Here is a 23,436-nt window from a genome sequence, read left to right as displayed (position 1 = left end):
AAAGAAACTTCATAGGAAGAGGTCGCGGCTGAATCCGAACTGCTGTTCTTGCATGGCGGCCCAACGGCACAGTGTTACACGATGTTTCGAGTGCGTGTGCGCTTCAAGACCCTGGATTCCACGTAGGAAGGCACGGAGCATGATTCCTGGCAGGGGTGTGCCGGCAATCCAACGCGACAGTGATGGAGAGGCCCAACGGGCCAGCAAGGGAAAATCGGCCGCCACGTACCAGTCGGCACTGCCCGGTTGGCCCTGGCGGCCGGCGCGGCCGGTGAATTGACGGTCGATGCGGGCGGATGCATTGAGCTGGCAGAGGATGACGTGCAGTCCGCCCGCGGCCAGGGCTTCGGGCGTGAGCAGGATGTCGGTGCCGCGCCCGGCCATGCTGGTGGCGATGGTGATCCGGCCAGGCCAGCCGGCCTGGGCCACGACTTCGGCCTCATGGGCGCTCGCGCCGGCGTGGAGCAGCGCATGCGGCGCCCCCGCCGCGCGCAGCCGGGCGGCCAGCCGCTCGGCGTCGGCCACGCTGGCCGTGCCCACCAGCACCGGGCGGCCGGCGCCGGCGAGCGCCAGCGCCCGCTCGGCCGCCGCGTCCCACAGCGCATCGCCGTGCGTGAACAGGCGCGGGGCGGAGCGCCCCACCAGCCGCGGCTTTTCCGAAGGCACCTGGAACACCGACAGGCCGTAGACCTTGCGCAATTCCTGCCGGGCCTCCCGCAGCGTGCCGCTCAGGCCGGCCAGCCGGTGGTAGCGCACGAAGAAGCGCTGGTAGGTGAGCTGGGCCACCGGTTCGCCCCGCGCGCTCGCCGTGACGCCTTCCTTCAGTTCGACCATCTGGTGCAGGCCGCGCGACCAGGCCCGGCCGGTCGATGCACGCCCGGTCGTGTCGTCCACCAGCGCGATGCGGCCGTCGCGCACAATGTAGTCGCGGTCGCGCTTCAGCACGTGCAAGGCGGTCAAGGCCAGCAGCAGTGCCTGCTCGCGGTGCGCGGGGTGGCCGTGCAGCGGATTCGCGTCAGCGGGCCACCCGGCCAGTGCTGCCTGTCCGGCGGGCAGCAGGCGGACCCGGCTGGCGTCGGCGTTCAGCCGGTAGTGCGCCGGTTCGCGCAGCGTGGCCGCGCATTCCCAGGCCGTGCGCAGGAAGGCCGCCTCGCCGGCTTCGTGCCGCGCCTGGGACAGCACCAGCGGCGTCCGTGCCTCGTCGACCAGCAGCGTGTCGGCCTCGTCCAGCAGGGCCATGCACAGGCCGCGCAGCACCGGCGCTTCGCGTGCGGGCGCCGGCGCCAGGCGCTCCTGCAGCGGCGAACCGGCCGCCGGCCGCGAAGTGGCGTCGCGCATGTAGTCGAAGCCGAGTTCGCGGGCTGTGCAATAGGTGACGTCCGCGGCGTAGGCCACGCGGCGCCGTCCGCTGTCCATGGGCTCGGTGACGAAGTCGCAGCGCAGGCCCAGGCGCGCGTAGAACGGCGCCAGGGCTTCGGCATCGCGCTGCGCCAGGTAGTCGTTCGCCGTCACCACGTGCACCGGCGTGCCCGCCTGCGCGGCGGCGGCGGCGGCCAGCGCGAGCGCGTAGGTCTTGCCTTCGCCGGTGGCCATCTCCACCAGCCGCTGGTCCAGCAGCGCCCGCGCGGCCAGCACCTGCTGCCAGCGCACGTTGATGCCGTGCGAGGCGCGCAGGGCCTGGCTCGCAGCCAGCAGCCGGCGCGCCAGCGGATCCTCCGGCACGGAGGCTTGGCCGCCAGCCGCCTGGCTGGCGATGGCGCGCGCGAGCCGCCGCCAATGGCCGCGCCACCAGCTCGCCGCGCGGGGGTCCGCGTCGATCGGCAAGGTGCGTTGCGGGTAGCTGCCCCACAGCAATCCGGGAAAGGGCCAGGCGTTGGGGGCGGAGGCGTTCACAGCTGCCCCGTCGGCGCGAAGTGCTTGACGAACAGCTGCGACCACCGGCGCGCCAGCTGCACCGCCAGCGGTTCGTCGGGCAGGTGCAGTTTGACCCAGGCGCGCGTGCCGACGCGGCGCGCCTCCAGCGCATCGACCGTCACGTCCAGGAAGAACACGGGGGCCAGGGTGCGCAAGCCTTTGGTGTCGAGTGGATCGACGGCGATCGGCCCGCCGTGACGGTCCCCGAGCGCGGCGGAAGGCAGCTCGAAGGTGGCGCCGGGCACGCCAGGCGCGAGGCGCGCGCTGTGCACGGTGCGCGGGTCATCGTCGATCCGCAGTTCCACGTCCCGTACGCGCCCACGCACCCGGCTGAAATCTTCTTCCGGCAGCGCCAGCCGCACCTGCGCCGGGCCGGGCGCGAGCAGGTAGCCCAGCAGCTGGCCGCGGGGTGCGTACGTGCCGGGCAGGTCGGTCGGCCGCGCCCAGGCCACCCGGCCGGCGACGGCGGGGCGAACTTCCAGGCCAGCCAGTTGCTGCTCGGCGCGGGCCAGTTCGGCGGCGTTGCGGTCGATGTCGCTTTGCAGTTGCAAAGCGATCGATGGATCACTCAGCAGCGCGCGATATTGGCGCGCGCGCAAGCCGGTCTGCTCGGCGGCGAGCCGTTCGCGCGCCGAGGCCAGCGCCGGGTCGTCGAGGGCCAGGACCGCCTCGCCGGCCTGGGCTTGCGCGCCGTCGGGCCGCAGCACCGCGCGCACGAAACCGCCGGACACCGCGCGCAGTTGCGCCTCCGCCGGCGGCCACACGACCCCGCGGACCAGCACGCTTTGCGGGGCCGGCACCACGACCAGCAGGAGCAGTGCCAGCGCCGCGGTGCCTGCCCCGGCCCACTGCACGCGCGGACCGGCGGCGGCCAGCCAGCGCCAGGCACCGCGCGCCACGTAGAAGGCCGCGACGCTGCCCGCCATCCAGCCCAGCAGCCAGGCCTGCCGTCCGACCCAGAACACCAGCGCGCACAACAGCGAGATCCGGTACAGCGCCGACGCGGGCGCATAGAGCGCCAGCCACTTGGCTTCGCCGGCGGCGAGCATCGGTGCCGGCCCGGCGGAAAGCCCGACCCAGCGTCGCAGCAGCCGCGCCCACCACGCCTGGCTGCGGGCGGCCAGGTTGGGCAGCTGCAAGGCGTCGCACAGCACGAAGTAGCCATCCAGCCGCAGCAGCGGATTGCCGTTGAAGAAGAGGGTGGAGACGGACCCGATCAGCGCCACCGCCAGTGCCGCGTCGCGCACCAGCCCGGGGCTGGCGGCCACCCAGACGATGAAAGCGATGGCCGCGAGCGCCAGCTCCACCAGGATGCCGGCCGCGCTGACCAGCGCGCGCTGGCGGGGCGACGCGAAGGCGTTGGCGGCCCCGGCGTCGACGTAGAGCGCGGGCGTGAGGAACATCAGCGCCACCCCCACTTCGCGCACCTCACCGCCGAAGCGGCGCACGGCGAGACCGTGGCCGAGTTCGTGCAGGCTTTTCACGAGCGGGTAGCAGAGCAGGGCCAGCACATAGGCCGACGGCGAGGCCAGCAGACGCGCGGTGTCGGCGCCCAGCGCGTGCCACTCCGTCGCCGCGCCCAGCAGGGCCACCAGCACCAGCGCCAGCCAAGCCAGCGCGCCCAGCGGGCTGAACAGCGCATGCGCCAGCGGCGTGAGCCTTTGCAGCCAGCGCGAGGGGTCGCCCAGTTGCATGCGCAGCATCATCGGGTTGACGAAGCCGCGCTGCCGCGGCTGCCGCGTCTCGGCGCGCCGCGCGAACAGCATCGCCAGGTGCGGCGCGGCGTCGAACTGCACCATGCCCGCGCGGAACAGCTGCGCCAGCAGGGCCAGGGTTTCGTCCTGCGTCGGCGCCTCGTCGCGCCGCAGGCGCAGCACCTCGTCCCACAGCTCGCCCGTGGTCGCTCGCCCGTCGAAGCGCCCGACCAGGTCGTAGGCCGCGGGATTCAGCCGCATCTGCTGGCCCGATGCCGGCTCCAGCAGCAGGTGCCAGATCTGGTTGCGGACTTCCTGCCGGACGATGCGCAAGCCAGGGGCGAGGCTGGGCCGCAGGGAGGCGACGCGGTGCCAGGATGCGCTGACGAGCGGGGCGTCCATCAGGGCGTGAGCCTCCACCAGGCGACGCGCAGCCAGTTCCAGGCGCGATAGGTCAGCAGACTGGCGATGGATCGGGTGCCGGTCTCGACCTTGGCCACGCCGCTCAGCCCGGGCCGCAACGCGGCGGGCTTGCCTTGCAGCTGCGCCTCGACCTCGAAGAAATTGCGCCCATCCGCCGCAGTCGCCACCGGAACGATGCGCCGGATGATGAAGGGGAGCACCGTGCCCGGCTGTGCCGACAGCACCAGGTCGCCGCGCTGGCCGGGGCTCAGCGCCCGGATGTCCGTCTCGTCCACTTCGAGCATGAGGCGGTAGCCCTCGTCGGGCGCCAGCACCATCAGCACCTCGCCGCGCTGCACCGGCGCGCCCAGGGTCTGCGTGAGGTCGCCCTTGATCACGATGCCGTCGAAGGGCGCGGTGACCTTGGCGCGCTGCAGCTGCGCCTCGGCCAGCGACAGCATCGCGCTGGCCTCGGCCGCCTTGGCCTGGCTGGCCACCATGAGCGTGCGGTCGTAGCGCGCCTGCGCCGCCCGGTAGCTGGTCTCGTGGTGCTGTACTTCGCTCTCGCGCCGGCGCCGCTCCAGCTCCAGGTCCTGCGAGGCGAGCTCGGCCAGCACCTGGCCCTCGCGCACGCGGTCGCCGGGGCGCACGTTGCTCTGCTGCAGGAAACCGTCGGTGGCGGCCACCACGGCGCGCTGGACCGAGCCTTCGAGCTTGGCCGGCGCGCTCACGCGCCAGGGCACGGGCACGGCCAGCAATGCGGCGGCCAACGCCACGCCGGCGAAGAGCAGGGGCCGCGTCTTGCGGGAGCCCTTGTCGCCCCTCGCCCATTCCCGCATGCGGCCGTGCCAGGGCAGCGCCAGCCGGCGCTGCAGTTCGAGCACTGGCGCGCACAGCAGCGCGGCGTCCTCGGCGAACCGGATCTCCGCGGCGTCGAATGGCCGCTCGCCGCGTACCAGGGTGACGACGCCGACGATGCGTCCATCGGTCACCAGCGGCACCGAGACCGCGGCGCCGGTGCCCGCCAGCTGGCGCTGGGCCTGGGCGACCGGGCCGGCCGCGCCGAGGCTGGCCGCTGCCGGCCAGGAGATCGCCTGGCCCTGGTCGGCCGCCTCGTGCATCGCGGCCAGCAGCGCGACGGCGCTGTCATGGCGCGGATCGAGTTCGGTCGGCAGCGACGAACCGGCGAGCGCCAGATCGCCCGGGCCGGCCCCGCGCAGGGCCAGCGCGACTTGCGTGCATTGCAGCAGCTGCGCCAGTTCGACGGCGAGCGCGTCCGCGCCCTGGCGCAAGTCGCGCCCGGCGAGCAAGGCAGCGAGCGCCTGCAACAGCCCCGGACGCGCAGACGCGGCATCCGCTGCGGGCAAGGGAAGTGGGGACGTCTGGTTCATGGGACTGCGCGGGAATTGTGACCCAATGCAACGCGCAGCGGGCCACATGCGCCCACGGCAGCGCTGACGATGGAAATCTGCGCGCCGCTGTTGCTGCGCGGGAACAGGTCAGGCGGCGGCCAGCTCGCGCAGGGCGCGCGGTACCACGGCGTCGGCATCCACCGGCCGCACCAGGCGATCGCGCACGAGCTTCTGCAGGATGCGCTTGGTCATCGAATGCGGCTGGCCCCCGTTGCTCACGAACATGAAGAGCGTGCCCTTGCCGGACGCGTAGACCAGCTGCGCGCGGCGCCATTGCTGCTTGGCGAACAGGTCGACCCAGCTGCCCTGCGCGAGGCGGGCGATGATGGAGGCGGCGGCGTCCTCGCTGACCTCCGGTTCGGTGGATTCGGGGTCGGCCTTCAGGCTGCGGAAGTCCCAGGCGGCCGCCGCGGCGTCGAAGCCGGCGGCCGCCTGCTCCTTGGGCGCCATCCAGATTTGCCCCGGTTCGGGCTTGGGGGCGGGCGGCGCCGGCGGCGCGGCTTCGGGCTCCGGCGGCTCCGGCAGCACCTGATTGCGCTGCTTGAACCGCAACCGCAGCACCGGACGGTGCAGGCGTTCGAGCGAGGCGAAGAACGACTTCGTGTCGGGGTCGTCCATTTCCCGCCCGATCAGCGTCATGCCCTTGCGGACGCTGACCAGCACCTTCGAAATCACGGCGAACGCCTTGGCCGGGTCGCGCAGCGTCTCCTCCTCCTTGAGGGTCCAGAGCAGGTCGCTGATGATGGCGACGAACCCGCCGGGATCGAGGTCGTTGCCCTTGTTCGTGAGGCGCGCGTGCGCCATCACCACGGCCCAGGGCCCGAACAGGAACGACTGCACCGCGTCGGGCACGTTGTCGTCGAGGTCGCTGCGGTGGCCCAGTTCCCAGGCCAGCTTGTCGGCTTCGGCCTGGCGCTTCTCGGCGAACTGCACCTTCTCCAGTGCTTCCTGCTGCTCCTCGTCGTCGAGCGCATCGCGCGCGGCCCAGCCGGCTTCGAGCGTGAGCAGGGCGTTCCTGAACGGCTCGGCGTCCTCGAACGCCTCCATCGCGTTCAGCGCGGCGAAAGCCTGGCTCACCGGGCCGAAGAACGCCTGGAACTCGACGCTGAATTCGTCGTTGTACTTGAAGCTGCGGTCCGCCACCTTCTCGACGAGGCGCCGCCCGGGGTGTTCCTCCTCGCTGAAGAAGCGGGGCGCCACCATGGCCAGGCGCAGCAGCGAAGGTTCGAGCGCGACGATCGCTTCGCGCACCGGGGCCAGCAGGCGCGCGTCCTGCGCGACCTGGTTCACCAGCTTGCGCACCACCTCCAGGCCGAGGACCTGGCCGACCTTGCTGGCCTGCTTCTTCAGCCGGCCGCGCACCAGCGACCGCTCGCGCGGCGCGCCGTAGTTGCCCCAGACTTCGTTCGGCAGCGGGCTTTCGACATCGACCGCGCGAGCGGGCCGGTCGACCGCGGGCAGATGGACGTATTGCTGCGCCGCGCGCGTGTCGTAGCTCTGGACGGCCGTGCTGGCCTGGATCTGGGCGATTTCCTGCTCGACGTGGTCGTAGTAAGAGCGCGCGAGGCCCATGTCGGCCTGGCCGCCGCCGCGGAACAGGAAGTCCTGCAGTTGCGGGCTGGTGACTTCCTGCGAAGTCATCTCGGCGATCGCCGAGGCGCCGCGCATGCCGGGCTCTTCGTCGGCGCGCTGCGGGCCGTAACCCCCCGGGTGTTGTCCTTGTCCCTGGCCCGGCTGCCACTGGCCGCCGGTGCCCGGTGCCGCGTCACCGCCCGCAGCGCCTCCGCCGGCGCCGCCGCCGCCATATCCGCCACCACCACCGTTGCCACCGCCGCCGTTCCAACCCGCCTGGCCGTTGGCTTGGCCATTGCCCTGGGTCGATCCGTAGTAGCCCTGGGCGCCACCTGGCATGCCCTGGCCCGGCGGGGCCGCGTGGCCATTCGCCGCCGCACCGGGCCCGCCCGCCGGACCCAGGGCGGCCGGCCGCGAAGGCGTGCCCAACACGCGGTAGCCGACCGACTGCACCTTCGCATTCGTCAGCAGCTTGGTCTGCTCGCCGTAGATGCGCCCCAGCTCCTGGGCCAGGGTCGGCGCCATGTAGCGCAGCCACAGGCCGGGCCATTCGGGTTCGCGTTCCGGTTCACCCATCAGCTCGCGCAAGGCACGGGCATACACCTGCGGACGCAGCGGATTGCGATCGGGTTGCACGCCGGGCAGGCCCAGCGCGGCGCTCATCAGCCCGTCGAGTTCGCGCAATTGCCGGTCCAGCGTGGAATTGAGCTGCTCCGACAGGCGGACCGTCTCCAGGGTGCGCGAGATCTCGCCATCGCCGACGAGGCTCAGCGAGTGCAACGGCATCGGCATCGATGCCGGGATGTCGCGGTCCGCCCCGGTCGCGGCATCTTCGAGGGCGGTGCGCAAAACGTCGGGGAAGCGGGCGCACCATTCCTTCTTCACCTGGACGAGCTCGCGCCAGGCCGCGCCCAGCTGCATGCGCGCCAGGCCCGAAATCTGCATCTCCTCGGTCTGCATGGTGCCGATGGCGGCATCGACGCAGCGTTCAATGAGGGTGGTCGCGCCGGTGGCGGCTTCGCCGATGGTGCGCTGGACGGTGGCGGTGATCTGGGTCATCTTGAACGGCTCCCAAGTCTAGGGATGTGATCGGCGGGTGCGTTGCCGTTGGGGCAGCACCTGTGACCATTGGTCGCCGGAACGTAACAACGATTGTCAGGGATGTGACGACTCTTGCCCTGAGGCCAAAAGAACTCGTCGAGGTGCGAACTTTCGAAGTCATGCATTTGGCCGATGCGGAAAATCGTCGCGGGCGCTGCACAAACATGCCGCCGGTGGTGTAACAACTCGTGACAGACGCCGGGTGTTCAGCTAAAAAAGGCAATTGACGGAGACAAGCAGTATCGACATGGCCGTTCCAAGCGTCCCTTCGCTGGACTATCGCAACGTGGACCCGGCGCCGCGGCAGCCGGCCGCTGACCTGAGCCTCGGGGCTTCCCTGTTCCTGGGCTTCGCCGTTCCGCTGCTCCTGCTGGCGGTCATGACCGGCATCGCCGCCTGGCACGCGGAGGGCGGCACCCGCACGGCCATCCTCGCCTTCGGTACGCTGGTGCTCGCCGCCGGCATCGCGATTTCGCGCTGGCTGGCCCGGCGCATCGCGCAGCCGATCCATGAAGCCCTGGCCATCGCCAAACGCATGACCTCGGGCGACCTGACCGGATCCATCGACGTCCGGGCCGGCGGCGAAGTCGGGCGGCTGATGCAGTCGCTGAAGGAAATGCACGACCGCATCTTCGGCATCGTCAGTGAAGTCCGCAACGGCACGACCACGGTGGCGTCCACTTCATCGCAGATCAGCCGCGACAACGAGTCGCTGTCCGAGCGCACCGAGACGCAGGTCAATTCGCTGCAGGACACGGCGGCTTCGATGGAGGAGCTGACGGCGGCGGTGCGCCAGAGCGCCGACAGCGCGCAGCAGGCCAGCGCGCTGGCGCTCACGGCTTCGCAACGCGCCACCCAGGGCGGCGCGCTGATGGCGGACGTGGTCAACACGATGGGGTCGATCCGCGACAGCTCGCGCAGCATCGTGGAGATCATCGGCGTGATCGACGGCATCGCCTTCCAGACCAACATCCTGGCGCTGAACGCCGCGGTGGAAGCCGCGCGCGCCGGCGAACAGGGCCGCGGCTTCGCCGTGGTGGCTTCCGAAGTGCGATCGCTCGCCCAGCGCTGCGCCGATGCGGCCAAGGAGATCAAGGCGCTGATCGGCAGCTCGGTCGACAAGGTCGACGCCGGCGGCCGGCTGGTGGACGACGCGGGCCGGTCGATGGAGGAGATCGTCGCGTCGGTGCGCCAGGTGGCCGACCTCATGGGCCAGATCAACACCGGCAGCCGCGAGCAGAGCCAGGGCATCGAATCGATCAACCAGGCCATCGCGAAGATCGAGCGCACCACGCAGCGCAACGCTTCGCTGGTCGAGGGCGCCGCGCGGACGGCCAACACCTTGAACGAGCAGGCGGTGGCGCTGATGAAGTCGGTGTCCGGCTTCAACCTCGGCGACCGCGAGCACGGCAACGCCGACGAGGCCGTGGCGCTGGTCCGGGCCGGCTGCGAGTTCCTGCGCACCTTCGGCCGCGACGCGCTCATCGCCGACGTGAACAAGCTGGGCCAGGGGCAGTTCGTCGACCGCGACCTCTACCTGATGGTGGTGGACGACGGCGCGGTCTTTCTCGCGCACGGCAACAACCCGCGCGTGCTGGGCCAGGGCCCCAAGAGCAAGGACGTCGACGGCAAGCTGTTCGTGCAGGACATGGTGCGCGCTTCCCGCAGCGGCGCGAGCGCCTGGATCGACTACAAGTGGGCGCACCCGGTCACCAACCAGGTCCTGACCAAGTCGACCTTTCTGCAACGCGCGGGCGACGTCGTCGTCGCCTGCGGCATCTACAAGACCTGAGCCGATGTTCTCGCTAGGGACTTTCAGCGGTTGTGAGCGGCCGCTTTTCTGGCTAAGGTAAGGAATTAAGGTAAAGAATGCCTGTCGAGTCCACCATGGAGGCAGACGCGCAATTTCCCGAGACGGAGGCCGTCCCGCTGGACACCGTGCTCGGCGCGCCGCCCGCTGCGCCGCAGCCGGTCCAGGGCACCATCGCCACCTTCTTCTACGCGCGCCTGCACAACTTCGCGGCCGCGTGCCAGGGCATGTCGGGCCAGGAACTGACGACGTTCGTCAACGACGTGCGCCGCATCCTGTCAACCGCGGTCGCCAAGCTGGGTGGCGCCATCGCGCAGCGCCGCCCGGACTCCATCCTCTGCGCCTTCACCAACCCGCCCGACACGCCGGTGCCGGACCACGCCAAGCGCGCACTGCACGCGGCCATCCTCACCGTCCACGAGATGGCGCAGCTGGCGCGCCAGGTGGCCGCGCGTCCGGGCGGCGGCACTTCGCCGCTGTCCATGGCGATCGGCGTGCACCTGGGCGCCGGCGACATCACGCCGCGCACCAACAGCCAGGGCATGGTCCATGCCGTGGGCGAAGCGGTCGAGATCGCGCGCCTGCTGGAAGTGACCGCCGCCGACCTGCACTGGGGCGTGGTGACCTCCGCCGCCACGCGCCAGGCGGCCGGCACCCGGGTCGATTCGGGGCGCAGCGGGTCGCTGGGTCTGCCGGACGACACCTTCCTCGAAGTCGTCGAGATCACGGGGTTGGTGCCGCGCAGCGGCTCCACCACGCCGCCGAGCCACTACCAGTCCCTGCGGGCCTCGCTGGAGCAGAACCAGCAGCTCGCCCGCGCCGCCGCGCATGCCGCGCAGTCCGGCGGCACCGGCGCGCTGCAGACCAGCAGCAACCTGCTGATCGAGGGCTACCGCCTGCTGCGCAAACTGGGCGAAGGCGGCATCGCCTCGGTGTTCCTGGCGCAACCGATGGCCGGCGGCGCGCCGCAGGTGCTGAAGGTGCTGCGCCTGGACAACGAGGAGGGCGTGCTGGGGTTGCAGCGCTTCATGCAGGAATTCGCGCTGCTGGCGCAGATCGACCACCCGAACGTCGCGCGCATCTTCAAGCAGGATTTCTCCGCGGGCAACGCCTACATCGCGATGGAGTTCTTCCCGCTGGGCGACCTGCGCTACCGCATGCGCCGGGTGCTCGACCCCGCCATCGCCGTCTACTACATCAAGCAGATCGCCGCCGGGCTGGAAGCCATCCACCAGGTGGGCATCGTGCACCGCGACCTGAAGCCCGACAACGTGATGATCCGCCAGGACGGCATGATCGCGATCGCCGACTTCGGCATCGCCAAGCAGGTGTCGATGCAGATCACCGACACCGGCGCCGGCGAGATCGTGGGCACGCCGTACTACCTGAGCCCCGAGCAGGCGCTGGGCGAGGTGGTGGACGCACGCTGCGACATCTACAGCCTCGGCATCGTGGCCTACGAGATGCTCACGGGGCAGAAGCCCTACCACGCGGCGTCCGCGCAGGACCTGCTGCGCATGCACGTGCGCGAGCCGATTCCGCAGCTGCCCGCGCAACACAAGCACCTGCAACCCGTGCTCGACAAGATGCTGGCGAAAGATCCGGCCGCCCGGTACGAATCCGCCGGGGCGCTGCTCGACGCGCTGGAGGGGCTTTGATGACCGGCTACCGCCTCGGCGGCCTGCTCGGACGGGGGCGCACGGGGCGGGTGTTCCTCGCGCATCCGGCCGGCGGCCATGAGCCGGTCGCCCTGAAGATGACGCGTCAAACCGCTGGCTTCGGGCGCGAATACGCGCTGGCCGCGCGCCTGGCGCATCCGGGCGTGATCCGGGTGCTGGCGCATGGGGAGACTGGCGGCGAAGCTTTCCTGGCGATGGAATTCGCCGCCGGCGGGCACTTGGGTACGCTGGCAGGACGGGTGGACGACGACCAGGCACGCGCCATCCTGCTGCAGGCGGCCGAAGCGTTGGCCACGGTGCACCACCAGGGCTGGGTCCACCGCGACGTGAAGCCGGCCAACCTGCTGCTGCGCGCCGACGGCACGCTGGCGCTGGCCGACTTCGGCTGCGCCTGTCCGCGCGGCGCGGGCGGCGGACAGCCCGCCGGCACCGTCATCGGCACCCCGCGCTACGCCGCGCCGGAGCAAAGCGCGGGTGCGCCGGCCGACCCCGCGGCGGACGTCTATAGTCTGGGCGCGGTTTTCCATGAACTTCTCACGGGCCAACCCCCGTTCCCCGGCGTGACCTTGACCGAACTCCTGGGCCAGCACCTGCTGGCCCCCCTGCCCCGGCTGGGGCCGCGGCATGCGCTCTGGCAACCCCTGCTGGATGCCATGCTCGCCAAGGATCCCGGCGAGCGCCTTTCCGACGGCCAGGCCCTCCTGGACGCATTGCAACATCCATCGTGAACTCCAACGAACAATACCTCGTCGACGTCATCGGCTTCAATGACGTCGAACGCTCCATGCTCTCGAGCATCTTCGCGCTGGCCGCCCGGCGCGACCCGGGCTTCGCCCAGTACGAACCCGGCACGCCGGGGCGAACGCCCGACATCTACCTGGTGGACGCGGAGAACCAGGAGGCCTTCGGCGAGTTCCGGGCGCTGCACAAGCGCACGCAACTGCCCGCCGTGCTGATCGGGACGTCGGCCCTCGGGACCAGCTTCCCCGTGCTGCCGCGCCCGCTGCAATGGGCGCGCCTGCTGCAGGCGCTGGAAGACACGCTGCCCGGCGGCGACGAAATGCCCGTTTCCGCCGAGCCCATTGCGCCGGAACCGGCGCCTGCCTTGCGCCGCACGCTTTCGGGCAGTGGCCACGGCCGCACGCAACCGATCCAGCCGATCTCCGATGCGGCCACCAACAAGCGCATGCTCGGCGACACCGTGCTGGTGGTCGACGACAACGCCACGGTGCGCGCCTTCATGCAGGCCAAGCTGGCGCCCTACGGCTTCGAGGTCGATTTCGCCGAGACCGGCGAGGAGGCCGTGGGCCTCTCCGGCACGCAGGAATACACCTGCGTCTTCCTCGACGTCGTGCTGCCCGGCATCGACGGCTACCAGGTCTGCAAGCTGATCAAGTCGAACAAGCAGGCCATCAAGAAGACGGCGGTGGTCATGCTCACCAGCCGCAGCTCGCCGTTCGACAAGCTGCGTGGATCGCTGGCCGGTTGCGACGAATACCTGACCAAGCCGCTCGACGAGGACCGCCTGCTCGAGGTCATCGCCAAATTCCTGCCCGGCAGCCGCAAGCACGGCGAACGCGCGCACCGGTGAACACGATGAGCTCCAAGTCAATCATGGTGGTGGACGACACCCGCTCGATGCGCAAGATGGTCGCCGCGGTGCTGACGGGCGCCGGTTACGAGGTCTCCGAGGCCGGCGACGGCATCGAGGCGCTGGCGCTGGCGCAGACGCGCCAGTTCGACCTGGTCGTCACCGACCACAACATGCCGCGCATGGACGGCGTGACGCTGGTCCGCGAACTTCGCCAGCTGCCCGACTACGACACGGTCGCGCTGATTGTGCTGTCCACCGAAGTCGACCCGGTGCTCAAGCAGAAGGGGCGCGAGGCAGGCGCCACGGGATGGATGGCCAAGCCTTTCGACCCGCAACGCATGCTCGACATCGTGGCGAAATTCATCTAACGCCGCCATGTTCCAGCCCGCCAGCGCGCTCGGCGACGCCAATGCCTACCGGGCGATCTTCTTCGAGGAGACGCAGGACCACCTGGCGGAGGTCGAGGCGATCCTGCTGCGGCTGCAGCCCGACCAGCCCTACCTGGACGACCTGAACGCGATCTTCCGCGCGGTCCACTCCATCAAGGGCAGCGCCGCGATGCTGGGATGCAACGACATGGCGGCGCTCGCGCACCTGCAGGAGAACCTGCTGGACGTGCTGCGCAAGGAAGAGCGGCCGCTCGAGGCCGGCGACGTCAATGCGATGCTGAAGGCCGGCGACATCGTGCAGGCCCAGGCGCTGCGGCACCGGGGCGTGCGGCCCGATACACCCGACCCCGAGCCGGTCGAGCAGTTGCTGCGGACCCAGCTGGCCCGGCCGCGGACCGATGCGAAGGATGGCGCCAGCGGTCCCGTGCTGCGCTGTTTCACCGTGCAACTGGAGCCCCTGGAAGAAGCGATCCCGGCGGACGACCTCGAGATGATGCTGGCCGGCCTGGGCGACATGGGCCGGATCACCTCCACCGAAATCGAAAACGTGCCGGGCGGCTTCGTCAGCTTCCAGGTCGAACTCGAAGGCACCGCCAGCGACCTGCACAGCGTGCTCTCGCTGCTGGTGCCGCCGGAGATGATCGCGATCGAGAAGGTCGAGGCCGCGCCACCGCCACCGGTCGCGGCGCGGCCTGCCGCGGCCGCGCCGGTCATGCCGCACCAGGACGACGAATTCTTCGTCGATCCGGAAGAGTTCCGGCAGAAGCGCCTTGCGGCCGCCGGCGGAGCGTCGGTGGAAGCGGCGAAAGCGCCGCCGGCCCCGCTGCCGGCCGCTCCGGCCGCCACGCCCGCGCCCGCCGCGCTCGTGGCCACGCATCCGATGCGTGCGCTGCCCGGCTCGCTGGCCGACCTGGTCGAGCCGCTGCACATGCCCGCGCACGACACGGGCAACATCCGCGTCAGCACCGAGAAGATCGACCTGCTCGTCAACCTGGTGGGCGAGCTCGTGATCACCGAGGCGATGCTGGCGCGTTCCGGCAAGACCGAGGCCGGCCTGGCCGACCTGTCGCGCCACACGCGCAACCTGCAGGAAGCCGTGATGGCGATCCGCATGCTGCCGATCACCAACGTCTTCTCGCGCTTCCCACGGCTGGTGCACGAGCTCTCGGCGCGGCTGGGCAAGCGCGTGGACGTGCGCTTCTCCGGCGAGTCCACGGAACTCGACCGCGGCCTGATCGAGAAAATCTCCGACCCGCTGACCCACCTGGTGCGCAACGCCATCGACCACGGCCTCGAACTGCCGGAGGTGCGTGAAGCGGCCGGCAAGCCGGCCACCGGCACGCTGCGCCTGGCGGCCAGCCAGCGCGGCGGCAACATCGTCATCTCCGTCAGCGACGACGGCCGCGGGCTCGACCGCCAGCGCATCCTGGCACGGGCGATGGAGCGTGGCATCGACATCACGCCCGACGCGCCCGACGAGGAGGTCTGGCCGCTGATCTTCGAACCCGGCTTCTCCACCGCGGAGCAGGTGACCGAGCTGTCCGGCCGCGGGGTCGGCATGGACGTCGTGCGCCGCAACATCCAGGCGCTCGGCGGCACCGTCGACATCACCACCTTCGCGGGCGAAGGCATGACGGTGCGCGTCAGCGTGCCGCTCACGCTCGCCATCATGGAAGCCATGACGGTGGCGATCGGCGGCGAGACCTACGTGCTGCCGCTCGCCGTGGTGGTGGAGTCGCTCAGCATCGAGCCGGGCGCGATCCACGCGCTGCCGGGCCAGGGCGATGCGCTGCGGGTGCGCGACGACTACCTGCCCGTCCTGCACCTGGCCCGCATCTTTCCGCCGGCCCGGGGCGTGGGCGAGCCCGGCGCGATCGCCGTGATCGTCGAGGCCGATGGCACCAACGTGGCGCTGGTGGTGGATGAACTCGTCGGCCAGCAGCAGGTGGTGGTGAAAAGCCTCGAGGCCAACTTCCGCAAGGTGCCGGGCCTGGCCGGGGCCACCGTGATGGGCGACGGCTCGGTCGCGCTCATCCTCGACGCGAGCCACCTGGTCCGCATGTCGGGACGTCATTAGGAGCACAAGAAAATGCAGCCATCAGGCAACCGGGCCGGCGTGGCCGAAGCCGCGAAAAGCGAATACGTGACCTTCCGCCTGGGCGGCGAGAGCTACGGCATCGAGATCCTCAAGGTGCGCGAGATCCGCGCCTACGAGACGCCCACGCCCATCGCCAACTCGCCCGCCTTCATCAAGGGCGTGATCAACCTGCGCGGCGTGATCGTCCCCATCCTCGACCTGCGGGTGAAGTTCCACCTGCCCGATCCGCGCTACGACGCCTTCACCATGGTCGTGATCCTCGACGTCGCTTCCCGCGTGGTCGGCGTGGTGGTCGATTCGGTGTCGATGATGTCGATCGGCGCGGATGCGATCAGCCCGCCGCCGGAATTCGCCTCCACCACCTTCGACACCAAGTACATCACCGGCCTGGCCACCGTCGACGACGCCATGCTGATCCTGCTGGACATCGAGAAGCTCATGACGGGTGCCGACATGGCGTTGGTCGACCAGGCCGTGCACTGAAATCCATGAACAAGTACACCGCCGAATTCGTCCTGCACGCCATGATGGCCGCGTTGCTGGCCGCGGTCATCGCCGTCGCCGCCTACGGCTGGAACGCGGTGCGCGAGGCGCACGCGCAGCAGGCTGGCGCCTTGCCGGTCGCGCGCGATCTCGCCGCGGCCAGTGCGCTGGCCCGGGGTGCCGACGCCACGGCGAAGCGCCAGGCCGCCGCCTTCGCGGAGATGCTGCAAGGCGGCGCCGCCGCGGGCTCTCCGGAGCAGGTGGCGCAGTTGCGCGCCCAGCAGGACGCCATCGAGCGCCAGCTCGCAGAGGCCAGCGCCTTGCTGGCCAGGCATGGCCTGGACGTGCGGCCGCTGAGCCAGGCTTCCGGGCTCGCCGCGCAGATGGTGGAGCAATACGTCGTGCGGCTGAAGCAGGTGGCCGGGGGCGGGATCCCGCTGCCGGTGGAAGGCCGCTGGCGCGACGTGGCGGTGCCGGTGGAACGGCACGCGCAGGAAGAAGCCAGCCGCTTGCAGGCGGCGGCCGACAGCCGGGCCAACCAGGTGCTGTGGGTGATGGTGGGGGGCGTGGTGCTCACGCTGGCCATGGCCTGGTTCTTCCGCTGGTGGATCCGCCGCGCCAACGTCGGGCCGCTGCGCACGGCGATCAAGATGGTGGAGCGCATCGCCTACGGCGACCTCACGGCCAGCGCCACCGGCATGGACCAGCTGCACACGCGCCGGCTGGGCGAAGCGCTCAACGGCATGGCCGCGGCCTGGCGCAAGATCGGCGGCGACATCCTGGTGAGCGCGCGCACGGTGGCCGACACGAGCGCGCAGATCGCGCAGGGCAACCTGGACCTGTCGCAGCGCACGGAGGAGCAGGCGAGTACGCTGGAGGAGACGGCGAGCTCGATGGAGGAGCTGACCTCGACGGTGGCGCACAACGCGGACAACGCGCGGCAGGCGAGCCAGCTGGCGGTGAATGCGTCGGAAGTGGCGCGCAAGGGCGGCCAGGTGGTGGGCCAGGTGGTCAACACGATGACGGACATCTCGGCGTCGTCGCGCAAGATCGGCGACATCATCGGTGTGATCGACGGCATCGCATTCCAGACCAACATCCTGGCGCTGAACGCGGCGGTGGAGGCGGCGCGCGCGGGGGAGCAGGGCCGCGGCTTCGCGGTGGTGGCGGCCGAAGTGCGCAGCCTGGCGCAGCGCAGCGCGGCGGCGGCCAAGGAGATCAAGTCGCTGATCGGCGACTCGGTGGGCAAGGTGGAGGCGGGGACGAAGCTGGTGGACGACGCGGGCAAGACGATGCAGGAGATCGTGAGCTCGGTGAAGAAGGTGAGCGACCTGATCGCGGAGATCGCGGCGGCGAGCTCGGAGCAGAGCGCGGGGATCGGGCAGGTGAACACGGCGGTGGCGCAGATGGAGCAGGTGGTGCAGCAGAACGCCTCGCTGGTGGAGGAGGCCACGGCCGCCACCGAATCGATGAAGGACCAGGCGGCCTACATGCTGACCCTGGTCGCCGGGCTCAAGCTCGACGATGGGCCGGCGCCGACGGAAGTCACGCCGATGCGCCCCGTGGCGCCCCGCCCGGCACCCCAGCAGCCCGCGGCCAAGCCACGGCCCGCCGCCACGGCCTTGCCCCCGGCCTATGCCACGGCCATCGCCGGTGGCGGTTCCCGCCCGCCCCGCGGTCGCGGCGGCGACTGGGAAGAGTTCTAAGCTGTCAAACTGCGAAGCCTCGCAGCTCCCAGAACAGGCGCACCCATGGACCGCCGCATGTCCGTCATCACCAAGCTCAACCTCTGGCTGGCGCTGATCGTCGCCTCGCTGCTGGCCGCGTCGGCCATCGCCTGGATCTCGCAGGATGCCGCGCACCGGCGTGGCGATTTCGCCATGCAGCAAGCGGCCCTCGCGGCGCGCGAGCCGGCGGTGGCGCAACAACTGCAGCTGCAGCGCCGCCAGCTGGCGGAGGACGCCGAAGCCGCGCGCGCACGCCTGGCGTCGCTGCTGGCCGTCCTGATCGCCATGACGGTGATCGTGGCGGTCATCCTTCGGCTCAGCATCCGTGAAGGCATCCTGCGCTCCATCCGCGCGGCCGCGCACGTGATCGGGCGGGTGGCCGAAGGCGACCTGACCGCACGTGTGAACATCACGGCCCACGGCGAAACGCAGAAGATGCTGAAGGGCCTGGAAGACATGACCAGCGACCTGCGCCACCTGGTGGGCGAGGTCGCCAACAGCGCGCGCACGGTGGCCGACACGAGCGCGCAGATCGCGCAGGGCAACCTGGACCTGTCGCAGCGCACGGAGGAGCAGGCGAGCACGCTGGAGGAGACGGCGAGCTCGATGGAGGAGCTGACCTCGACGGTGGCGCACAACGCGGACAACGCGCGGCAGGCGAGCCAGCTGGCGGTGAATGCGTCGGAGGTGGCGCGCAAGGGCGGCCAGGTGGTGGGCCAGGTGGTCAACACGATGACGGACATCTCGGCGTCGTCGCGCAAGATCGGCGACATCATCGGCGTCATCGACGGCATCGCATTCCAGACGAACATCCTGGCGCTGAACGCGGCGGTGGAGGCGGCGCGCGCGGGCGAGCAGGGCCGCGGCTTCGCGGTGGTGGCGGCCGAAGTGCGCAGCCTGGCGCAGCGCAGCGCGGCGGCGGCCAAGGAGATCAAGTCGCTGATCGGCGACTCGGTGGGCAAGGTGGAGGCGGGGACGAAGCTGGTGGACGACGCGGGCAAGACGATGCAGGAGATCGTGAGCTCGGTGAAGAAGGTGAGCGACCTGATCGCGGAGATCGCGGCGGCGAGCTCGGAGCAGAGCGCGGGGATCGGGCAGGTGAACACGGCGGTGGCGCAGATGGAGCAGGTGGTGCAGCAGAACGCCTCGCTGGTGGAGGAGGCCACGGCCGCCACCGAATCGATGAAGGACCAGGCGAACACCCTGCTGCAACTGGTGGCGCGCTTCAACATCGGCGTCCAGGGATCGACCGGCGGGGCGCAGCCCGTGCAATTGACGCCGCTGCACCCCGTACCCAATCGGCCAACGCCGGCGCCGATCAAGGTGCGTCCAGGCGCCGCGCTGCCGCCGGCCGCGGGAACGCCGCGGCCCGCGTCCCCGCGATCCGGCCAGGCGCCCGGCGGAGAGTGGCGGGAATTCTGATGCGTCCGGGCGAAGCCATGCACGAGTCCCCGGCGGCCGGCGAAGCGCACAGCTTCCTGCCGGAGCGGGAGTTCGTGCTGGCCTGCCAGCTGATCAACGAGTACGCCGGCATCAAGCTCGGCCCCCACAAGCGCTACATGGTGCACAACCGCCTGACGCGGCGGCTGCGGGCCCGCGGCATGGACAGCTTCAGCGACTACATGGCGCTGGTGCAGAACGACGTGGCCGGCGAGCGCGAGGCCTTCGTCAACGCACTGACGACCAATCTCACCGCTTTCTTCCGTGAACCGCACCACTTCGAGCTGCTGGCCGCGCGGGCCAGGCAGCACCGCGCGGCGGAGCGCCGGCCGATGCGGGTGTGGTGCTCGGCCTGCTCCACCGGCGAAGAGGCCTGGTCCATCGCCATGACCTTGCGCGAAGCCGCCTGCCCGGCCGAGATCGTCGCTTCCGACATCGACACGGAGGCCCTCGACAAGGCGAGTGCCGGCGTCTACCCGACCGAGCGGGCCGCGGCGCTCCCGGCGGAACGGCTCAAGGCGCACCTGCTGCGTGGCGTCGGCGCGAACGACGGCTGGGTGAGCGTGCGGCCCGAACTGCGCACCTCCGTGCAATTCATGCAGCTCAACCTTCAGTCGCCGCAGTGGCCGGCCATGGAGCCGTTCGACGTGGTGTTCTGCCGCAACGTCGTGATCTATTTCGACCGCGAGGCGCAGAAGCGTTTGCTGAACCGCTTCGCCACCGTCCTGCGTCCGCGCGGCCTGCTGGTGGTGGGCCATGCCGAGAGCTTCCCGGCCGGCCACCCGGCGTTCCGCGCCTGCGGGCGAACGGCCTACGACTTCCTGCCGGCCGCTTGATGGAAATCTCGGCGCCCGTCCGCTACTTCGACCGCGACTTCCAGGTCGAGGCGGTGAAGATCCTGCCGGGCCAGTACTACGCGACCGAGGGCGAGGGCTCGATCTGCACGCTGCTCGGCTCCTGCGTGTCCACCTGCCTGTGGGATCCGGTGCTGCGCATCGGCGGCATGAACCACTTCATGCTGCCGGGCGAGCCGACGCACAGCGTCTCGCCCTGGGGCGTGTCGGCGCGCTTCGGCATCTACGCGATGGAGGTGCTGATCAACGAGATGATCCACCTCGGCGCCGACCGCCGGCGGCTGGTCGCCAAGGTGTTCGGCGGCGCCCGCGTGCTGCAGGGCTTCGAGTCGCTCGACGTCGGCGCGAAGAACAGCGAATTCGTGCTCGGCTTCCTGCAGGAGGAGGGCATCCAGCTCGCCGCGCAGGACCTGCTGGGCGTCTCTCCGCGCAAGGTGCATTTCTTCCCCGCCACCGGCAAGGTGCAGGTGAAGAAGCTGCACCTGCAGTCCGACGACGCGGTGCAGCGCCAGGAGCGCGACTACGCGCGGCAGCTCGCGCGCGAGAGCGGCGGCGGCGACATCGAAATCTTCTCGGTACCGCGATGATCCGGGTCCTCGTCATCGACGATTCCGCCGTCATGCGCGCCTTCCTGGCCCGCGTGATCGGCGCGCAGCCCGACATGGAGGTGGCCGGCGTCGTGCCCGACCCGCTGCTGGCGATCGAACGCGTGCGGCGGCATGCCCCCGACGTGATCACGCTCGACGTCGAGATGCCCGGCATGAACGGCCTCGACTTCCTGCGCAAGCTGATGTCGGTGAAGCCGCTGCCCGTGATCATGATCTCGTCGCTCACGCGCGAAGGCGCCGAAACGACGCTGCGCGCGCTGGAGCTCGGCGCGGTCGACTATTTCCCAAAGCCGTCGTCGTTCCAGGAACTGGATGGCGTGGGAGCCGACATCGTGGAGAAGATCCGCACCGCCGCGCAGGCGCGGGTGAAGCGGCATGGCCCGGCCGCCTCCGGGCCGGTGCCGCTGGCGGCCGCGACGCCCAAGCCGGCCGTCAGCCGCGCCGCGGCGGCGGGCACGGTGATCGGCATCGGCGCGTCCACGGGAGGTGTCGAGGCCCTGCGCAATATCCTCACCGAACTGCCGGGCAGCATGCCGCCCATCCTGATCGCGCAGCACATGCTGCCCGGCTTCACCGAAACCTTCGCCCGGCGGCTCGACGCCATCTGCGAAATGACCGTGAAGCAAGCCGACGACGGCGAGGACGTGCTGCAGGGCACGGTCTACGTCGCACCCGGCGGACGCCACCTGCTGCTGGCGCGGCGCGCCAACCGGTACGTGGTGCGCGTGACCGACGACGCGCCGGTGAACCGACATCGGCCCTCGGTCGACCCGCTGTTCCGCTCCATGGCCGAGGCGGCGGGCGAGCGCGCCATCGGCGTCATGCTCACGGGCATGGGTGGCGACGGCGCGGAGGCGATGCTCGCGCTGCGGCAGGCCGGCGCGCGCACCATCGCGCAGGACGAGGCGAGCTGCGTGGTGTTCGGCATGCCGCGCCAGGCCATCGTTCTCGGCGCGGCCGGCGAGGTGCTGGGGCTGGCGGACATGGCGCGGCGGCTGCGGGAGATGGCGGCGGACGGCGCTGCGTAACGGCCGCCTAGGGCGATGCTGGGGCCGGGTACCGGGCTTGGAGCAGGAGGTCGAACACCTCGGCGGCTCCTGGCCGTCCCTTCCGGGTCCAGGCGACTGTGCGGAAAGGGTAGCTGCGGTCGTGAGCGTCGACAAGCGCGACGACGGCATCGGCCCGTCCCGATTCGACGATCAGGTTGATTTCCCAGAGCACCCCCTTGCTGCCCGGCGTCATCGAACGCAGGTCCAGCAGAATCGCATCGGCCCGCATGACGAGCTCGCGCACGACAGGTTGCCAGGCATCGTGGGCACATACCAGCGAGTTGATGCGATAGCGGCCGTCCGGATCCGTCCGTCCGTCCAGCGCGGCGACCACCTGGGTTGCGGATGCGCCGTGGGCGATGGCGTGCGCCTGGAAGCGGCCGGTCATGAAGCGCAGCAGCGCAAGCGGAGCTACATACACGTGGGCAAGGTCGGGGCCGGCGATCAGGTGGGCGGGGCCGATGAAGCGCCACCAGTGCGCGACGCTCTCGAGCAGCTTTTCGGCATTGCGGTCGGTTCGGAAGACCCGAAGCACAAGCAGGGACGGGCCGCCCCCGACGGAGGGTCGACGGACCAGGAGGCGGTGCGCCGCCAGAAAGGCAAGGGGTGCGCCCACGGCGACGAGCAGCATGGTGGCCGGGCTGGTGCCAGCCGGCACCAACGCGATGAGTGCGCACAGGATCACCAGCCAGGCGAACAGCTGGAGTTCGAACTCGCTGATCCGCTTGCGCTCGTGCATGTCGACGATCGCTGCGACGATGCGGGCGCCGGCCCACCGCCACGTGAGCCATCCGGCCAGGAAGAATGAAGGCCAGAAGACCAGCAGGGACGAGGTCGGTCGGGAGAGTCCGCTGCACTCCGCGGCGCGCTGGAAGGCGAACAAGGCAGGCACGCACGTGCACCACACGACACACCATGGCAGCAGGACTGGAACGGTGACGCGCATCCCGTGGCGGCCCAGCGCCCAGTTGAGGAACAGGAGCGTCAGCGCTCCCCCGCCCACCACGGCGCCGGCAAGCAACGACGCCAACAGCATCACGACCCCAAGGTAGACGTAGGTGAACCAAAGGCGGAACTGGTCGAGCGGCAGACTGAGCAGCGCGAGGGGCAGGAACAGGATGGAAAAGAAGACCCAGTAAATCGCCACGTCGACCGCTCCCCGCAGGTCGGGCTTCGCCAGTCCGAGGGCCACATTGGCGAACAGGAAGAAGCCTGTCACCGCGGAGGACAGCGTGAAGGAACAGGCCAGACTCCGCAGGAACAGGGCCCGGCTTTTCCGGCGCGCTTCGATGGCCATGGAGGGTGCGAAGCCGCCGGCCGTTGACGCTCCTGCCGGCGCGGGCGGTCCCGATGGGCCGGCGCGCTGGTCGGATGCCGCCGACCCTCTGGTCCCAAGCACGGAACGTCGCACCGTCCGGCGGTATCTCCACAGGACGATCCCCGCCGTGAGAAAGGTAAGGGCCGCCCCAACGAAGAGGATCGCGGCAGCCGCGGCCCACCAGTTGTCATCCAGCCGGATCGGCTCGAGGTTCGCCCAGCAGTGAACAGTTTCGGCCCAGGAATTCATGAAACAGTGGTTGATCTTCAAGGCGAACAGCGGCTCGTCGAGT

At 70.5% G+C, this 23,436-nt stretch carries 17 protein-coding genes; 12 read left to right on the top strand and 5 right to left on the bottom strand.

Annotated elements, in window-relative coordinates; translation table 11 throughout:
* Positions 1–9 precede the first annotated feature (9 nt).
* The 4 genes from FN976_RS13830 to FN976_RS13815 all read right to left on the bottom strand — a co-directional run bounded on the left by FN976_RS13830 (position 10) and on the right by FN976_RS13815 (position 8,053).
* The gene (locus FN976_RS13830) at positions 10–1,893 is read right to left on the bottom strand and encodes a preprotein translocase subunit SecA (protein WP_145893625.1); all 1,884 of its coding nucleotides are present in this window, start codon (positions 1,891–1,893) and stop codon (positions 10–12) included.
* Positions 1,890–4,010 (bottom strand): site-2 protease family protein, encoded by a 2,121-nt coding sequence (locus tag FN976_RS13825; RefSeq protein WP_145893624.1) that lies wholly within the window; start codon positions 4,008–4,010, stop codon positions 1,890–1,892. The genes FN976_RS13830 and FN976_RS13825 overlap by 4 nt, the downstream gene beginning before the upstream one ends.
* Complete coding sequence (locus FN976_RS13820) at positions 4,010–5,401, bottom strand: GAF domain-containing protein (protein ID WP_186510889.1); 1,392 nt, start codon at positions 5,399–5,401, stop codon at positions 4,010–4,012. Before FN976_RS13820 ends, FN976_RS13825 begins: the two co-directional genes overlap by 1 nt.
* Positions 5,402–5,509: 108 nt before the next feature.
* The gene (locus FN976_RS13815) at positions 5,510–8,053 is read right to left on the bottom strand and encodes a DUF1631 family protein (RefSeq protein WP_145893622.1); all 2,544 of its coding nucleotides are present in this window, start codon (positions 8,051–8,053) and stop codon (positions 5,510–5,512) included.
* 289 nt (positions 8,054–8,342) lie between these two features.
* Between FN976_RS13815 and FN976_RS13810 the strand changes: the two genes are divergently transcribed.
* From FN976_RS13810 to FN976_RS13755, 12 genes are all read left to right on the top strand, one after another.
* Positions 8,343–9,887 carry a methyl-accepting chemotaxis protein gene (locus FN976_RS13810; protein ID WP_145893621.1) on the top strand — a complete coding sequence of 515 codons (1,545 nt, stop codon included), beginning with the start codon at positions 8,343–8,345 and terminating at the stop codon, positions 9,885–9,887.
* A gap of 77 nt (positions 9,888–9,964) precedes the next feature.
* Positions 9,965–11,563, top strand: coding sequence for a protein kinase domain-containing protein (locus FN976_RS13805; protein ID WP_145893620.1), 1,599 nt, complete (start codon positions 9,965–9,967; stop codon positions 11,561–11,563).
* Positions 11,563–12,312, top strand: coding sequence for a serine/threonine-protein kinase (locus FN976_RS13800; RefSeq protein ID WP_145893619.1), 750 nt, complete (start codon positions 11,563–11,565; stop codon positions 12,310–12,312). The genes FN976_RS13805 and FN976_RS13800 overlap by 1 nt, the downstream gene beginning before the upstream one ends.
* Positions 12,309–13,175, top strand: a complete 867-nt coding sequence (locus FN976_RS13795) for a response regulator (RefSeq protein WP_145893618.1) — start codon at positions 12,309–12,311, stop codon at positions 13,173–13,175. Before FN976_RS13800 ends, FN976_RS13795 begins: the two co-directional genes overlap by 4 nt.
* A gap of 5 nt (positions 13,176–13,180) precedes the next feature.
* On the top strand, positions 13,181–13,546 hold the full coding sequence (locus FN976_RS13790; RefSeq protein ID WP_145893617.1) for a response regulator: 366 nt from the start codon (positions 13,181–13,183) through the stop codon (positions 13,544–13,546).
* 7 nt (positions 13,547–13,553) lie between these two features.
* The gene (locus FN976_RS13785) at positions 13,554–15,644 is read left to right on the top strand and encodes a chemotaxis protein CheA (protein WP_145893616.1); all 2,091 of its coding nucleotides are present in this window, start codon (positions 13,554–13,556) and stop codon (positions 15,642–15,644) included.
* Between the two features lie 12 nt (positions 15,645–15,656).
* Positions 15,657–16,148, top strand: a complete 492-nt coding sequence (locus FN976_RS13780) for a chemotaxis protein CheW (RefSeq protein ID WP_145893615.1) — start codon at positions 15,657–15,659, stop codon at positions 16,146–16,148.
* Between the two features lie 5 nt (positions 16,149–16,153).
* On the top strand, positions 16,154–17,854 hold the full coding sequence (locus tag FN976_RS13775; protein ID WP_145893614.1) for a methyl-accepting chemotaxis protein: 1,701 nt from the start codon (positions 16,154–16,156) through the stop codon (positions 17,852–17,854).
* Between the two features lie 57 nt (positions 17,855–17,911).
* The gene (locus FN976_RS13770) at positions 17,912–19,297 is read left to right on the top strand and encodes a methyl-accepting chemotaxis protein (RefSeq protein ID WP_284699197.1); all 1,386 of its coding nucleotides are present in this window, start codon (positions 17,912–17,914) and stop codon (positions 19,295–19,297) included.
* A gap of 17 nt (positions 19,298–19,314) precedes the next feature.
* Positions 19,315–20,151, top strand: coding sequence for a CheR family methyltransferase (locus FN976_RS13765; RefSeq protein WP_186510888.1), 837 nt, complete (start codon positions 19,315–19,317; stop codon positions 20,149–20,151).
* A complete protein-coding gene (gene cheD, locus FN976_RS13760; RefSeq protein ID WP_145893611.1) occupies positions 20,151–20,756 on the top strand; it encodes a chemoreceptor glutamine deamidase CheD in 606 nt (201 codons plus the stop codon). Before FN976_RS13765 ends, cheD begins: the two co-directional genes overlap by 1 nt.
* Positions 20,753–21,805, top strand: a complete 1,053-nt coding sequence (locus FN976_RS13755) for a protein-glutamate methylesterase/protein-glutamine glutaminase (protein ID WP_145893610.1) — start codon at positions 20,753–20,755, stop codon at positions 21,803–21,805. The genes cheD and FN976_RS13755 overlap by 4 nt, the downstream gene beginning before the upstream one ends.
* Positions 21,806–21,812: 7 nt before the next feature.
* Here the strand turns inward: FN976_RS13755 and FN976_RS13750 are convergent, their stop codons facing one another.
* Positions 21,813–23,414 carry a hypothetical protein gene (locus tag FN976_RS13750; RefSeq protein ID WP_145893609.1) on the bottom strand — a complete coding sequence of 534 codons (1,602 nt, stop codon included), beginning with the start codon at positions 23,412–23,414 and terminating at the stop codon, positions 21,813–21,815.
* Positions 23,415–23,436: the final 22 nt, after the last annotated feature.

It is taken from the genome of Caenimonas sedimenti, assembly GCF_007833165.1.
Classification (GTDB): Bacteria; Pseudomonadota; Gammaproteobacteria; order Burkholderiales; family Burkholderiaceae_C; genus Ramlibacter; species Ramlibacter sedimenti.
This window is presented reverse-complemented; position numbering and strand designations above follow the sequence as displayed.